This is a genomic window from Thalassoroseus sp., from assembly GCF_984380535.1.
This window is the reverse complement of sequence record NZ_CFHRBF010000019.1, coordinates 184,140-198,648: the sequence shown is the minus strand read 5'-3', so window position 1 is coordinate 198,648 and position 14,509 is coordinate 184,140. Positions and strand designations below refer to the sequence as shown.

12 protein-coding genes are annotated in these 14,509 nt (G+C 57.3%); 4 read left to right on the top strand and 8 right to left on the bottom strand.

Annotated features, from left to right (window positions below; all coding sequences use genetic code 11):
* Positions 1–40: 40 nt before the first annotated feature.
* The 7 genes from AC5DDB_RS24350 to AC5DDB_RS24320 form a co-directional block, all read right to left on the bottom strand.
* Positions 41–958, bottom strand: coding sequence for an AAA family ATPase (locus AC5DDB_RS24350; RefSeq protein WP_491742358.1), 918 nt, complete (start codon positions 956–958; stop codon positions 41–43).
* A gap of 48 nt (positions 959–1,006) precedes the next feature.
* The gene (locus AC5DDB_RS24345; RefSeq protein ID WP_491742357.1) at positions 1,007–1,648 is read right to left on the bottom strand and encodes an ATP-dependent endonuclease; all 642 of its coding nucleotides are present in this window, start codon (positions 1,646–1,648) and stop codon (positions 1,007–1,009) included.
* Between the two features lie 45 nt (positions 1,649–1,693).
* Positions 1,694–1,888, bottom strand: a complete 195-nt coding sequence (locus AC5DDB_RS24340; RefSeq protein WP_491742356.1) for a DUF2997 domain-containing protein — start codon at positions 1,886–1,888, stop codon at positions 1,694–1,696.
* Entirely contained in the window at positions 1,885–2,253 is a 369-nt protein-coding gene (locus AC5DDB_RS24335; RefSeq protein ID WP_491742355.1) for a DUF1257 domain-containing protein, read from the bottom strand. Before AC5DDB_RS24335 ends, AC5DDB_RS24340 begins: the two co-directional genes overlap by 4 nt.
* A 34-nt stretch (positions 2,254–2,287) precedes the next feature.
* The gene (locus tag AC5DDB_RS24330) at positions 2,288–2,869 is read right to left on the bottom strand and encodes a hypothetical protein (protein WP_491742354.1); all 582 of its coding nucleotides are present in this window, start codon (positions 2,867–2,869) and stop codon (positions 2,288–2,290) included.
* A gap of 514 nt (positions 2,870–3,383) precedes the next feature.
* Complete coding sequence (locus AC5DDB_RS24325) at positions 3,384–5,450, bottom strand: recombinase family protein (RefSeq protein ID WP_491742353.1); 2,067 nt, start codon at positions 5,448–5,450, stop codon at positions 3,384–3,386.
* 495 nt (positions 5,451–5,945) lie between these two features.
* A complete protein-coding gene (locus AC5DDB_RS24320) occupies positions 5,946–7,406 on the bottom strand; it encodes a hypothetical protein (protein WP_491742352.1) in 1,461 nt (486 codons plus the stop codon).
* 214 nt (positions 7,407–7,620) lie between these two features.
* Between AC5DDB_RS24320 and AC5DDB_RS24315 the strand changes: the two genes are divergently transcribed.
* A complete protein-coding gene (locus tag AC5DDB_RS24315; RefSeq protein ID WP_491742351.1) occupies positions 7,621–7,926 on the top strand; it encodes a DNA-binding protein in 306 nt (101 codons plus the stop codon).
* A 137-nt stretch (positions 7,927–8,063) separates the two neighbouring features.
* On the opposite strand, the gene AC5DDB_RS24310 is transcribed toward AC5DDB_RS24315, so the two are convergent.
* Positions 8,064–9,215 carry a tyrosine-type recombinase/integrase gene (locus AC5DDB_RS24310; RefSeq protein ID WP_491742350.1) on the bottom strand — a complete coding sequence of 384 codons (1,152 nt, stop codon included), beginning with the start codon at positions 9,213–9,215 and terminating at the stop codon, positions 8,064–8,066.
* 258 nt (positions 9,216–9,473) lie between these two features.
* Here AC5DDB_RS24310 and AC5DDB_RS24305 point away from each other — a divergent pair, with 258 nt between their 5' ends.
* The 3 genes from AC5DDB_RS24305 (at position 9,474) to AC5DDB_RS24295 (ending at position 14,435) form a co-directional block, all read left to right on the top strand.
* The gene (locus AC5DDB_RS24305; protein WP_491742359.1) at positions 9,474–10,829 is read left to right on the top strand and encodes a sulfatase family protein; all 1,356 of its coding nucleotides are present in this window, start codon (positions 9,474–9,476) and stop codon (positions 10,827–10,829) included.
* A gap of 89 nt (positions 10,830–10,918) precedes the next feature.
* A complete protein-coding gene (locus AC5DDB_RS24300) occupies positions 10,919–13,243 on the top strand; it encodes a DUF5682 family protein (protein ID WP_491742349.1) in 2,325 nt (774 codons plus the stop codon).
* Positions 13,227–14,435 carry a VWA domain-containing protein gene (locus AC5DDB_RS24295; protein ID WP_491742348.1) on the top strand — a complete coding sequence of 403 codons (1,209 nt, stop codon included), beginning with the start codon at positions 13,227–13,229 and terminating at the stop codon, positions 14,433–14,435. Before AC5DDB_RS24300 ends, AC5DDB_RS24295 begins: the two co-directional genes overlap by 17 nt.
* Positions 14,436–14,509: the final 74 nt, after the last annotated feature.

Sequence of the window (14,509 nt, the reverse complement as noted above, 5' to 3'; positions counted from 1 at the left end):
TCCACACCTGCCCACGCTGAGCGTGGGATTCAACTTGCCGTTAAACGGCGCACTCCGTTTGCCCGACGAGCGAGCCCATGAGCGACCCGACATCCAGCGTCAAAGTGGGGCGGCCAGTCTCGTTGCCGAGTGCCTGGCAAAACGCACTCTTGCCCGTGCCTGGCACACCGAGCAGGAGAACGCCGCGTGGCCGAGTGCGAGATGAGTCTCCCAGTCGCGGCCGCAGTGCGCGCAAGCAAAATGCCTTGAGTGAAGCCAGTCCGCCCAAGTCCGCGAACGATTCACCACCGCGGTGCAGCGACAGCAAACCGCTCTTGGTCAGCGTTTGCGATTTCAGTTCCCAAATGGCCGACGGTTCCACGCAGCCATGCCGGACCAACGAGAGGCTAAATGCCCCTTCGGCTTCGTAGCGGGTTAGTCCGCAAGCCGCATCCAATACCCGTTCGAGTTCTACTCCCTCGGGGAGTTCCCCGTCCTCCGTGGCGATTCCCTGAGCGATTTCGGTGATCTGATCGCGGGTGGGGAGTTCGTGTTCGAGACAGACAAACAATTTCTCCAACTCGGTGGGAATCTGGACCACCGGCGAGAGGATCGCCAGAAATGTCCGCTGGTGTTTGCCTTGTTGGATCTGCCGGGCCACCGCCTGCACAATCTCCGCAGAGTTCAGGAAGCGGTGAAAATTGGATAGCACGAGCAGTGAGACACCGTCCGTGGTTCCCAAGGTGCCCAAAGCTCGGACCGCGGCCAAGGGGTCCGAGCCCGTTGTCTCCGCCAAGGCGGTTTCGGACGATCCAAGGGACCGCAGACCTTGATCGATGTCCCAGCTCATTAGCTCCCACCGCTCATCGCGGCACAATCGGGCGATCTCCAATAAGGCGTCTTCATGTTCGCAACTTTGAATCCAAATGCCGGTGAAGCAAGCGCGGACGGTTTCCGCCAAGCGTTCTGTCAGTGTCATAAGCAGTTCCTTGTAATGGGAGTGCGGAAAGTTTGGTGAATCCATTCGTTAGGGTCGTTTCGCCAGACGGCCAATCGTCTGGAGCCAGGAAGGGATTTCGCCCTGGGAATCCTGCTCGTCGAGTAAAGCAGACGTCATCCGTTCGGCGACACGGGTATTGAGCCAGCGTTTGGCGCGGTTGGCCTGACGTTTGCGGCTCCGCGGAGCCAGTTGCTCCCAGGGCGTGTCGTCCAGGCCCCGCTGATAGATTCGTTTCGCCACGACGTCCGCGACGGAATCGAAGTCATCAAACTCGACTGGAATGTCGCCCGCAGCGTGAATCGCGTGCGGGTGCAGGTAGTTTTCCAGGCTGCGTTTGCGAGTCAGGACAGCATGGCAACCCGGCCGACGATTGACCTGCTCCGCGGCTTGCCGACGGTACTCCGTTTCCGGGGGCAACTCATGATCGTAAAGGTGAAACTCGGGGCGGCCCAGCGGTGCGAGTCGATGCGTGAAGGCCGCCACGCTGCCTCCGCCAAAGGGAAGAAAGATCAACTCGCCTTGCTGTTCCATTTCGGGCAGTGAAGGCAGTGCGGAGTCGGTGGTCCGCAGGATCAGCGAAATCCGGCGGAGAAATTCGATATCATTGGTGCCCTCGACCACAACGATCACCCGCACGGTTCCCACACTTGGTGCTTCGGCGGGGGCCATCGGAGTTTTGGGTAGGTTTCGAGGATTGGAATCGGGAACGATACGTTAGGTCTCCTCATGGAATTGGTTTTGTTGGTGGGAGGTCGTTTCGTGGAATTCCGATGTCAGCGTTTCGGAGGTGGTGCGGCCCAAAGCCGCCTCCAACAAGCGGCTGGCTGCCCGGCACTCCGCACCCGCGAAGCCCTTGGTTTCCAGCCGGGCCTGGCCCTGCGGCGAGATGATGATTTCCACAATTTTCATGAGCCTTCTCCCACATGAATGGTCAGTTTGACGGAGCCGTCGGTCAGCGGTTGTTCGGTGAGCGTATGCCCCTGGCGACGCGCTTCAATTCGCGTTTTCTCAATCGCATACCCTTGCATCAGACGATCCAACTCGCATTGGGCTCCCCAGCGGCCCGAAAAATTGTCGAATTGAATCTGCCCGTTCTCGACATCACAAACCACCGGGTACCGCCACTCGGGCAACCGAATGCAGTAGCCAGTGGCCGTCCCACTAAAGAGCTGAGTCGTTTCGTGGGCAGGGGCGGCCAACCCAAGTCGTCGGCAGGCGGCGTTGAGCGCCGCTAAATCACGAATTTCGGCTTCGATCGTGACAATGTGTGACATGCGGAAATCTCCTTCGTTGAACAGGTAATCGGGCTTAGGTGGTCTCGTCAGGCGTATCTGGCACGTGCGGCAGGTTTCGGTGTGGAGCCGACTCAGAAACGCCGATGGCACGCGAGTGGGGATGGGGAGGAAGCAACGGGGTGTCGCTAAGAAGGTCGTCCAACAGGATTTCGGCGACGACTTGATCGTCGGTCGGCCGCTGGGGCCGTTCCAGCACATACCAGGCAAGGATTAGCGGCAAAATGCAGATCAGCAACAGCCCAATGTGATTGATGGCAGCGGCGATCACGGGAGCCATCCGCCGTTCGGATGCCAACTCACGACGCTCCTCTTCCAGCGTGTCCCGTTGCCGTCCGAGTTCGGTTCGCTCCGATTGGACCTCGCGTTGTAGCGTGACCATCTCGGCTCGGGATTGAGCATCGGCTTCGACCAGCCGACGCGAACCTTCGGCAACCTGCCGTTGCAACTCGGCAACTTGGTGATTTTGTTCGCTCTGACGAACCAGCTGTCGCTCGGCCATTTCGGCCAGGCGTTCGTTTTCGCCGCGTTCACAACCGGTCGCGATCAGGACCAACATCAGTCCAATCGGCAGTCCGTGATTTTTGAGGTGGGGCATCGGATCTCCAGTGATTCAACAGGCGTTTGAGGATGTGTTGCAGGGCTAGCCGCAATCGGCGTTCTCGCAGCAACGCCAGAATGGCCAACAGCAACGTCACGGATATGAATGTCAGCACGACATACGACACGGCACGATCTCCTTTCAGGGACAAACAAAAATGAACGGGGAGCAATGTCACGATTGCGGCGGCCCCTTAGGCGTCGGCCTTCGAGGAACATTTGCTAGACGCATTTGGTCTCGTCGGATCGGTACGGCTTGTCGTCCGTTGCCGACGCCGATGGAATTGGACGACCAGAAAAGCCAGATCGCTAATCAGTCGTACCCGGTCGCTCTCATGGGTTGCCGCAGGTTGCGGACTGGTGGGAATGGCGTGGGATGAGTTGGGTTTCGTCGGCGGATCGTTCATGAATCAGTCTCCAATGCGATGAAAAAGAAACGCTATCGGCTGCCCAGCGCAAGAAAAAGCCCCGTCACTAGGACGAGGCTCGCAAGTCGGTTAAAGGTTCACGATTTATGGGGACTGGGGTTGTCGCGGCTGGCCATTGTTGTATTCCTGGTCTGGCACCGGTTGGCCTTGCATCTCATACCAACGCCGGTAGCTGTACCAGACGTTGCCCGAATTGACATTGTGGCCTTCGGCCCGCAACGTCGCGGCGGCCTCGCGGTAACTTTGGCCGTCGATGTCGATCAGCTGGTGCACGCGTTCGGCAATCGCATCCAAGCGGGGAGGTTGACGCAGCCAGACCGAGACCTCTGATTCGGGAGGAGCGTCGGTCAATGGGGTTTGATGGCCCTGGGTTTGCACGGCGTGGAGTAGTTGCGGGCAGAACACGCCGCGGACATTAGAGTGCTTTCGCCCCGGACGCGGCTCAACATGCACCCAAATCCGACCGCCGGTTAAACTGCGGAAAACAGCCAGAGCCTTATAGATCGCTTCTTCACCCAACTCGCCCGAGGCTCCGTGCTGGAGCAACGTGGCGAAGTCAGCCAGCAGGCTGCGAACATCCTCCGCCGAAAGCGTCGCCGTCGTGCCGTCCAGAATTTTGTTGAAACGCGTCACCTCAATTTGGGCCGCCGTCCGTTCCGACTGCACGGCCCGGATTTTGGCCAGCACCTCTCGGCGATCGACCTCCGAACCTTGGCCCGACAACTCGTACAAATCGTCGATCCGTCGGCTCAGCGTGCGAACTGTATTTTCCGCCGTTACGACTTGACGCCGAAGATCATCATCACCTTGAGCATCCAATTTACGGCTTCGACAAACGACCTCTTCGATCAACTTGTGATCGCGGTTGATCAATTCGGTCAGCTTCTCGCAGATGGCCCGGACGGCGTCCTTCCGTCGGACTGCCGATGTGCACGGACAAAAGTCTCCATTTTTGCACCGCATACTCTGCCCTTTCGCCCCAGCTTGATAGAAACGCACAGACGCTTCGGGTTGGCTGCAGTGAGCACAAAGAAAGAACTCCGTCGTGAGATCCCAGAGCTGGGCCTGTTTCGGTTGGCGAGGTCCCCGGGGGCCGGTTTTCCGCTCCCGCAACAGCTTCTGCAAAGCCAAGAACGTCTCGTCCTCCAGGATTCGCAATTCGTCGCAGAGAAAAGTCGCGACCTCGTCGTCTGGCTGTTCAATCTGCTTGACAGAATCGAGTTTCGTCGAAAACTGGTTCCGTTTGCGACCGAACTCCCAGCGACCGGTCAGCCGAATGTTACCAAACAGTCGGCGGTAAGCTTGGTAGCTCATCTGCCCCGTCGTCGAACGAGGATCACAAGGGCCGCCCGCCTTTCGCCAACGCCGCAAGCCCTCCTTAAACGGCATTTCCTTTAGCAACCAGCGGGCATGTTGCCGAATCAACTTCGCAACTTTGGGGTCAACTTCGGGCATCGTCCGGGGAAGCCCCCGGTTGGTCAGCGGGGCGTGCGGCAATTCTTTGCGACGGTAACCAACACCCAACGGTCCCGTAGTCCAACCTTTCAGAAACAGGCCGGTCAGCCCGGCCCGGACGTGATCGGCAATCGCATCGAGGAGTAGGTCATCCAGCAGCCCGTGAGTCTGCAACTGGATCTTCCAGCTTTTCTTGTCGGCCGTGTCAATGCCTTGGGAGACGCTGACAGCCCGGAGTCCCTCCTCGACAACCTCCTCTTGGATCAGCTGGTAGCCTTTGAACGCTTGGCGAAAGAGCCGACTGGCTTTGAACACCAGCAGCACGCTGGCGTAACGCCCCTGCAGAATCTGTTTCATTCGTTCCAGGCCGTCGCGGCGAAGCTGCCGCCCCGTCACGGCTTCATCGACGGAGATGAATTCCGGCAGAACCAGGATGCCATTCCTGGCAGCCCAGATCACACATTCGCGAATCTGGTCCTCCGTGGAATGCTGCTGTTTGCTACTGAACCGGGCATAGATCGTGCCGATCACCAAGTCCCTTGCGAGAGCCCAAGCCGTTCGCTGATGAAGTAGAGCGTCGGGATCGAAACCCTCCAGATCGACCTGGGCGGTTGTGGCGGCATCCAGCCACCACTGATTCACATTGTGGGCCAGTTCTGGATTCAAACGACCCGCGTCAGATAATGAAAAAGTCATTCTGGACCTTTCATGAGTTGATGCCACGCAGTCATCGACGTCTCACAAAGACACCGATTGCGCCAGCGAGAAACAAAACACGGGTCAAGATAGAAATCGCCGATCACACGGCGATCACACCGTGTGATTTCGGATGTGAATACGTGACAGCGCGGCAAATTAGAGAAACCAGAAGGGATCACGCCCGTATCAGAGCAATTGGTTTCCGTCTGAAAACGCTAAAATAGCTCCGACCTCGAAGGCTTCACGTACTACGGCGAGAAGCCCTGTCGACGGGGCCCCGATTCAGGTCTTGCGGAAGCTGTTGGCGGCTCGAAGGAGCTTGAACTCTGGGAATTGAATCGGTAAGAGCCAACCTGTCATGGCTAAGGTTTACCACCAGGTAACTTGACGCAAAAACGGCTAGAATTTAGCAACCCGTTTTCTAGAAAGGACTTGCAACGCTAGTGATGCCGTTTTTTAGAGAGAATCGCGGGCAGTAGGCGACTTTTAAGCTCAATTGGTGGCGAACTCGGCGGGATCGACAGTCCATTCGTTCGCGCCGAGATTTTCTAAGTCCAAGACCTGGATTTCCGTAGTAGCGAGATCCAGGTGGAACTCCCGCTCTTTCGAGTGCTCGATACGGGCGGCAAGGTTGGCACCAGGTGCCGTGGGCGAGTCATCCAACTCCAGCAGGAGCTTGCTCAAGCGGTACTTGGTTTGGTTCATCGTATGTTGCGATGGCGCGCCATTGAGATGGTAGCGATCCACGCTGGCCAGTTGGGCACCGCGAGCTGCTAGTTGTTGCAGAAATTCCCAGAGTTTGTTTTTTCGGTTCCAATTGATGCGGAGGAGAACGCTGTCAAAAAAGACCATTCGAGGGTTCGTCACCACAAGCAGACGGTACCGATGCCGTGCCTCCTCGATAATGTCTTCAGGGCACAAAGCCTGCCGATACATCGGGGCGATGTCGGCCAAGGCGCCAGCCACCTTTTGGACGGAGTCCACCACGATCAAAGGCGTTTGTCGCCGGCTGGACTCGCGGATGCTGACGCCGTCCGGCTGATCGTATTCGATCAGTTCGAACAACCGCCGGAATTCCAGGCCAACCATTCCAGCCGGAGCTTGGTATCGATCTTCGCTCAAGCCTAACCAAGGCAACACGGGACGAGGATGATAGACGAGATAGACCTGCGTCAGAATGCAGCAGGCGTCCCGCATTCGTGGATCGTCACCCGAGAAGCAGGTCGCCCGGAGTTCGTCCACACGCTTTTCGAGCTCGAACTTGGCCGTAAAGAACTCAGAATAGGCAGCATGTGGATCGTCTCCAGTTTGAAAGATGCGAGCATACAGCCGATTCTCAACGTTCCTCAATTGATGGAGCCAAAACTCAATCCGAGCCCACATCATTCGCGTCACCCCGTCCCCAAGCACCTGGGAATTAGGCGAGAATTTGGCAAATGCCTCGTCCAACGAGGAGTCGTCGACTTGCAGAAACAAATGCTCGTTAATGCAGGGGAAATCGAGATCCATTACGAGATCAAACCATGGGCGATCGGCCATTTTTTCGACGATGTAGCGCCGATCCTGCTGGGAATGGGGTTTCTCGGCTCCGGATTGTGGTGAAGAAGGCCCATATGGACGCTGATTCAATTCGTCCAGAGGCGTTTGGTCCGTCATCAAATCCTGGAAGCCGTGCTGGCGTCCCACGGCCACGATGGCGGCGGCGTAATCGACCAACGCATCCGCCACGGCCACAACTTGCATTCGCTCGGGCGTGTCCGTCTCCGCCGCCAATCGGCCGATCCCAAATTTCACAAACTTTCGAAATTTGGGATTCCGCTGGAGATCGGCGACCACAGGCACCACGTCACCTCGCAGCCAAGCTTCGAGTTCGTCAGACTTCTGTTCGTCGAGCCTCAAAGGGCCGGAAAAGATCCGTCGATACTTCTGTTGAGCAACTTCCAAGCGATCCATGAAATCTCACCGTTGTTTTAGGCGGGCCACATGCTGGTTTGCCGCCGCCTGACAACCGATTGCATGCCCCTCGTCTGCCATCATCAATTCACTGTCCGAACAAGGATCACACGCTGTGATCGGCGTGTGATCGCCAGTTTCTACTTTAGGAGACCATTGACAACGCTCCACCTTGGCCGCCGAACAGAGCGGCAAGCAATGCTGCAAATCGAGTATGGTCACCGAACTTTTGACATCCCGTGAAACCGCACGACGCTTGGGAATTAGCCCGGCGACGCTCTATGACTGGCTGGCTCAGTCGGATGCAGGCACGTTTGTCATCCGCGGGATGCCGACAACGATCCATTATTACCAGGGTGGACGGAAGGGCCAAGGTCGCATCAAGATCGAACCCCAGGAAATCGAGCGATTGCTTGATTTGATGAAGGTCTCGCCCAAAACGAGTTCTCCCCGACAACCGCCTCGACCGATGTCTCCTCTTCAACATATTACAACAAAACTTGGCCGTCCGGATGATTAGGTGGACTTCCAAGAAATCCTCGAACGAAGTTCCGACGGCCCTGGACGGAGGGAGCAATTAGGGCAGAAACCTGTCGTCATAGCTAACGGAGATTCACTACTTCACTTGCCGCAAAATGGGGCTGGATTTAGCCTGGTCTAGTTAACTTCGCGCTCGGGCTTCTTCTTGCCCAGTGCTTCCCACAGTGGGTCGTTGTATTCATCGGCCCATTGGGCATAGTGTCGCCAGGCTACGGCCGGCGTGTTGCCCATCAGGCCAGCCAACACTTCGATCGTGACCGGTTTGCCGGTGTAGTATCCTGAGAGGGTCCGCTTAGCAAATGTATGACGCGCGGTATACAGGCACTTGTCTTTGGGCAGCCCGAGTTTCTTCTTGAGTTCCAGGAATCGTTGCACGCAGTTGCAGCGTTTCCAGGCCCGGCCGCGGGTCGAGCGGAACAAAGTTAGCCCCGATCCCGTTGGAGCCGATTCCAACAGCGTTCGAGTGATCGTTTCCATCTCCTCACACAACATAATGCGGCGGTCCTTACCGGTTTTTTTGCCCGTCTTATGACCAGACTTGCCGTCGGCGCCTCGGGCCTTGAGCAGGTAGTACATCCCCTGCGGCGTTTCCACCACATGATCCGCCGTGACCTTCGCCAACTCCGAATAGGGCCGGGCACCTGTGAGGATACAGGCCTTGATGAACAAGCCGAACTCTTCATCAGCCGCTTCATACAACGCCGTCTCCTCGTCTGGCGTGAAGGACGTGACTCGCGGGGTGGCGGTCGGCTTCTTGTAACTGGCGATTGGGTTGGTTTCCAGGTCGTCGAACTTACAGCAGAAATTGAAGGCCGCTTTGATCGAAGCGATCACATTCCGCTGCGAGTTGTGATTCCAAGTGGTGTGCCGCTGCAACCAAGTTCGCAGGTGTTTCTTCTTGAATTCGTTAACTTGCAAGGCACCGCAATAGCCGCACAGATCGTTGAGCCACCGCTCGACCTGTTTGGCCCACTCAGGGTTGGCCGAGCGATGCAGGTCCGCCAGATAGACATCACAGACTTTGGCGACCGTCCACTTTTCGGTGGGGGCGACCGGTGCTGGGGGATTCAGTTCGTCAGCCACCTGAATCCGCGCCAGCGCGAGTCGGGCCGCATCTTTATTGTCCTGCCCGCGAATCCGCTCGCCTTTTTCATCGAAGAGCGGCACTCGTTTTTTCGTACCTGGTTCCGTGAAATACCAGCAGTCCGTCTGCTTCCAATGCCATGCCGAGCCGTGCTGCTGTCGGCGTTGTTTCCGTTTCCTGGCCATTGGTCCGTTGTCCTATCAAATGGAACTGAGTTGCCGCTCGGAATTGACGGGAGAAATTCAGGGAAGCAGAATACATTGACAATCAAGTCTCAGTTCCCGGTAACCACCCCCCGGCCCACGATTTTTCGGTCTTCCCCTAATGCGACGGTCGTTGGAATCCCGTTGATCCCAGCGATTGTCCGGCCGAATAAGAGGATGCTCCCCATGATTCCTACATACCACTCGTCGTTTGACTGCCGTCGCTTATTCCGGCGTCGTTTGCTACACAGAATAACTACACTGCCGATTCTCCTGTTGGCGGCTTCTGTTTCGCAACTACTTTATACGCAGCAACTTACTGCCGATCAACCCCCTCACCCAAATATCGTAATTATCATGGCCGACGATATGGGTTACGAGTGTGTGGGGGCCAATGGATCGAAGTTCTACAGCACGCCGAATCTCGACCGGTTGGCCGCTGAAGGCATGCGATTCGAGCACGCCTATTCGCAGCCGATTTGCACACCCTCGCGAGTGCAGATCATGACGGGTCGGTATAACTCGCGAAATTATGTGCGGTTTGGATTGTTGCATCCCAATGAAATCACGTTCGCGAATGTCCTCAAGGAAGCGGGCTACAAAACGTGTATCGCGGGCAAGTGGCAACTCGAAGGCGGATTCGACGGCCCGCACAAGTTCGGCTTCGATGAGTACTGTCTTTGGCAACTCACACGCCGACCATGTCGGTATCCGAATCCGGGTGTCGAGGTGAATGGCAAGACCATCGACTACACCGACGGCGAATACGGACCGGATATCGTCAGCGATTATCTGGTCGACTTCATTCACCGCAACAAAGACGAAACTTTCCTGGCCTATTATCCGATGATTCTTCCCCATTGGCCGTTCCAACCTACGCCCGATTCCGACGACTGGAACCCGACCGAAACGAAGGAATGGCCTCGCAAAAAGTGGAGCCGAAAGCACTTCAAGGACATGGTCGCCTACGCGGACAAGATGGTCGGAAAAATCGACAGTGCGTTAAAGTCCGCCGGCGTGCGGGAGAACACGTTGTTGATCTTCACCTGCGACAATGGCACGTATGAAATGATTACGTCGCCGTTCCAAGGTCGCGATTATAAGGGTGGCAAAGGCACCACACCGAACGCGGGAACGCATGTGCCGATGATTGCCAGTTGGCCCAGCACAATCAAACCGGGCAGCGTTTCGCAAGACTTGATCGACTTTAGCGATCTCCTGCCGACCCTCGCCGATGCCGCCGACGCCAGTGCCAAAATCCCGCAGGATCGCACGATCGACGGTCGCAGTTTTCTCCCGCAACTCAAAGGCAACGAGGGCAACCCACGGGACTGGGTCTTCTGCTGGTACGAACGCAACGGCAAACGCGAAGGCAACAACGTCAAACGCTACGCCCGCAATCAAACCTACAAACTCTATCACGACGGCCGCTTCTACAACGTGCCCGCCGACGAACTCGAAAAACGCAATCTCAAGCCCGGCGAAATCGACACCGAAACGAAAGCGGTTCGTCAAGAGCTGCGAGCCGTTCTTGATAAACTCGTCGCCGAGGAAGCGGAGTATCCCTACGGCAAACCGGAAAAGCGGAAGAAGTAAACAGTACGCGAGCTGGGAATCTGGCTAACTCGAGTCTCCTGCTTCATGACGCCTGTGACCACGGGATCCCCAATGTTGCGAGCCCTTCCATGACACTTCACCTCTTCGGAATTCGGCATCACGGTCCTGGTTGTGCGCGGAGTTTGCGGGCAGCTTTGGAGGAGTTGCAGCCGGACGTGGTGGTGATGGAAGGTCCGGCGGATGCGTTGGACGCTTTGGAACTGGCGGCTCACCCGGAGATGAAACCGCCGGTGGCAATGCTCATCTATCCGCCGGATGAACCCGCGCGAGCGGTTTACTTTCCGCTGACGGTATTCTCTCCCGAATGGCAAGCGCTGCAGTGGGCATCCGAGAACAAGGTGCCAGTCCGGTTGATGGACTTGCCGCAATCGCATCACTTTGCCATCGCCAAAACCGCCGAGGAAGAGTTGGCCAAACGCATCGCGGAGGAAACTCCGCAGGAAGAGACTGAAGACGCAGACGACACCCAGGAGACGGAGAGCGAAGAACCCGAACGAACTTGGCGAGCCGATCCGTTGGCGTTGCTCGCGGAAGCGGCGGGGTACCGGGATCATGAAATGTGGTGGGAGGAACAAATTGAACGCCGCACCGATGCGACCGACTTGTTCGCCGCCATCTTGGAAGCCATGCGAACCGTCCGCGAGGAGTTCCCCGAAACACGCGAACGCGACCAGCTCCGCGAAGCGTTCATGCGAAAAACCCTGCGAGACGTGCTGAAAGAGAAACCGGAACGCGTTGCCGTCGTTTGTGGAGCTTGGCATACGCCAGTGCTCGATGAAGATGCCCTCACCGGGAAACGGCCCGGTCTTACGAATGCTGACGACACAAGATTGCTCAAAGGTCTACCCAAGCTGAAGACCGAGGCGACCTGGATTCCCTGGACGCATTCGCGACTCAGCTACCAAAGCGGCTACGGCGCCGGTGTGCGGTCGCCGGGGTGGTACGCTCATCTGTGGACCTCCCAAGAAACCGCCGGCACCCGCTGGATTGCCACCACCGCACGACTTCTCCGTGACCACGACTTAGACGCATCCTCGGCGAGCGTCATCGAAGCGGTGCGACTCGCCGACGCCTTGGCCGCAATGCGGGAATTGCGATCGCCGGGGCTCGCCGAACTCAACGACGCGGTCCAAACGGTGCTCTGTCACGGCGATACGGCACCCATGCAACTCATCCGACGGAAACTCGAAATCGGTGATTGTCTTGGCGAAGTCCCCGCTGACACGCCCGCCGTCCCGTTGGCTCAGGATTTGGCACGATTGCAAAAATCACTCCGCCTGAAACCGACGAGTGAAAACCGCGTGGTGGATCTCGATCTGCGAAAAGAGAACGACCTCGCTCGGAGTCATCTGCTGCACCGACTGCAAAGTCTTGGTATTCCTTGGGGTCGCATCGAACAAACCGGCGGACGGGTCTCGACGTTCCACGAGATTTGGCGAATCGAATGGCAACCGGAATTCGCGGTCGCGATCATTGAAGCCAACGTGTGGGGCAACACCGTCGAAGCCGCCGCAACTGCAAAGATCATTCAAACCAGCACGGATGCGAACAACTTATCCATCGTGACGAATCTGCTCGATCGGGCGATTCTCGCGGGTTTGGATGCCGCCACGGGACCGTTGCTCGATCGCATTCAAACGATGGCAGCGGTCGGTGCCGACGTGCGTCACCTCATGCACGCCATGCCGCCGCTGGCGCGTGTTGCTCGGTACAGTGACGTGCGGGGCACGCGTGCGGAGCAAATCGAGCCGATCCTAGTCGGCATCTTCGAACGCGTCACGGTTGGTCTCGCTTCTGCGTGTGCGGCTCTCGACGATGATGCCGCCGAACGCATGTTGATCGGTATCGGACATGTCAGTGAATCGCTCGACATGCTCGCCGCCGCCGACCTCACCGACGAATGGCAACAGTGTTTGCGCCGACTGATGACACAGTCTATCCATCCGCTGCTGCGAGGTTGGTTTGTGCGGTCGTTGTTGGAGAAGGGAGCCATCACCGACGACGAACTCGACACCCTGGCCCGCCGCGCACTTTCGTCGGCTAATCCGCCCGATGCCTGTGCCCATTGGGTGACCGGCCTCCTGCGTGGCAGCGGTTTGCTGTTGTTGCATCAAGACAGCGTTTGGCAGTTGTTCGATCGTTGGCTTTCCGATTTGGATGCGGAAGTCTTCATCGAAATGCTCCCGATGATTCGCCGAGCATTTGCAGACTTCTCCGGCCCCGAACGTCGTCAGATGGGTGAGAAGGTCAAGAATTTGGCGTCGGAACCGATTTCACGAAAACCAGCCGCAACCCCGACGGAATCGTCTACGATTAACACCGAACGCGCTCAAAAAGTGCTGCCGGTGTTGGCCCACATTTTGGGAGTGAATCTTGATGCCTCCAATCAGTAACGACGAACGTCTGCGTCGCTGGCGAATGGTGCTCGGCAAATCGGCGGAGTGCGGCGGCAAAGGTGGTCGCGGCGGTTCAGCGGCGGATGGCGAAGGCTTGCCGAGGGGTCTCGACGGCGACGATTTGCAGATGGATCACGTCCTCGAAGCCCTCTACGATTCCGATCGTTCCGCTGGGTTGGGGAGTTCGTCACCGAATGTGAATCGATGGCTCGGCGATATCCGTCGCTATTTCTCCAAGTCCGTCGTGCAGGTGATGCAGAAGGACGCGCTCGAACGGTTAAACCTGCACCAAATGTTATTGGAACCGGAGACGCTCGAGACGGTCGAAGCCGACGTGCATCTTGTCGGCACATTACTCACGCTGCAAAACGTGATTCCGAACAAAACGAAGGAAACCGCTCGGCAAGTCGTGCAAAAAGTCGTCGCCGACTTGGAACGTCGATTGCGAAACCCGATGACCGAGGCAGTTCGCGGGGCGATCAGCAAGGCCACACGCACGTCGCGACCAAAAGCCGGCGAAATCGATTGGCATCGCACGATCAAAAAGAATCTCCACAATTACCTGCCCGACCGGGGCACAATTATCGCCGAACGCCTCGTCGGTTATGGACGCAAACAATCCTCACTCCGCGACATTGTGCTGTGCATCGACCAAAGCGGTTCGATGGCAACGTCGATCGTGTATTCCAGCATCTTTGGCGCGGTGTTGGCTTCGTTACGAGCGGTGACCACACGATTGGTCGTGTTCGATACCGAAGTCGTCGACCTGACCGATCAACTACAGGACCCCGTCGACGTTCTCTTCGGCACGCAACTTGGCGGGGGCACGGATATCAACCGTGCGGTGCGGTATTGTCGCGGACACATCACCCGACCGTCGCAGACGATCTTCGTGCTGATTTCCGATCTTTACGAAGGTGGAGTCGCCGCAGATTTGTTGAAACAGACCGCTGAGATGGTCGCCAGCGGCGTGAACATGGTTTGTCTACTTGCTCTCAGCGACGATGGCACGCCGTGTTATGACGAGCAGTTGGCCGCGAAAATGACGGCCCTGGGTGCGCCGAGTTTCGCGTGTACCCCGGACTTGTTTCCCTCGATGATGGCCACCGCTATCCAGAAACAAGACATGCACACCTGGGCTGCCAAGAACGATGTGGTTATCCGCACCGGAGCAACAGTGGAGCTGTGACCGATCTGCACAAGAATTCAGTGCAAATAGAATTTTAGACAAACTCGAAATCGGGTCCGGTCTGTTCCGTAGAG

Bases quoted from the DNA above. Each gene is read 5' to 3' on its own strand.
- AC5DDB_RS24295 (WP_491742348.1), top strand. From the start codon at position 13,227: ATGCCTCCAATCAGTAACGACGAACGTCTGCGTCGCTGGCGAATGGTG.
- AC5DDB_RS24320 (WP_491742352.1), bottom strand. From the start codon at position 7,406: ATGGATCGCTTGGAAGTTGCTCAACAGAAGTATCGACGGATCTTTTCC.
- AC5DDB_RS24340 (WP_491742356.1), bottom strand. From the start codon at position 1,888: ATGAAAATTGTGGAAATCATCATCTCGCCGCAGGGCCAGGCCCGGCTG.
- AC5DDB_RS24325 (WP_491742353.1), bottom strand. From the start codon at position 5,450: ATGACTTTTTCATTATCTGACGCGGGTCGTTTGAATCCAGAACTGGCC.
- AC5DDB_RS24350 (WP_491742358.1), bottom strand. From the start codon at position 958: ATGACACTGACAGAACGCTTGGCGGAAACCGTCCGCGCTTGCTTCACC.
- AC5DDB_RS24335 (WP_491742355.1), bottom strand. From the start codon at position 2,253: ATGTCACACATTGTCACGATCGAAGCCGAAATTCGTGATTTAGCGGCG.
- AC5DDB_RS24315 (WP_491742351.1), top strand. From the start codon at position 7,621: ATGGTCACCGAACTTTTGACATCCCGTGAAACCGCACGACGCTTGGGA.
- AC5DDB_RS24300 (WP_491742349.1), top strand. From the start codon at position 10,919: ATGACACTTCACCTCTTCGGAATTCGGCATCACGGTCCTGGTTGTGCG.
- AC5DDB_RS24330 (WP_491742354.1), bottom strand. From the start codon at position 2,869: ATGCCCCACCTCAAAAATCACGGACTGCCGATTGGACTGATGTTGGTC.
- AC5DDB_RS24345 (WP_491742357.1), bottom strand. From the start codon at position 1,648: ATGGCCCCCGCCGAAGCACCAAGTGTGGGAACCGTGCGGGTGATCGTT.
- AC5DDB_RS24310 (WP_491742350.1), bottom strand. From the start codon at position 9,215: ATGGCCAGGAAACGGAAACAACGCCGACAGCAGCACGGCTCGGCATGG.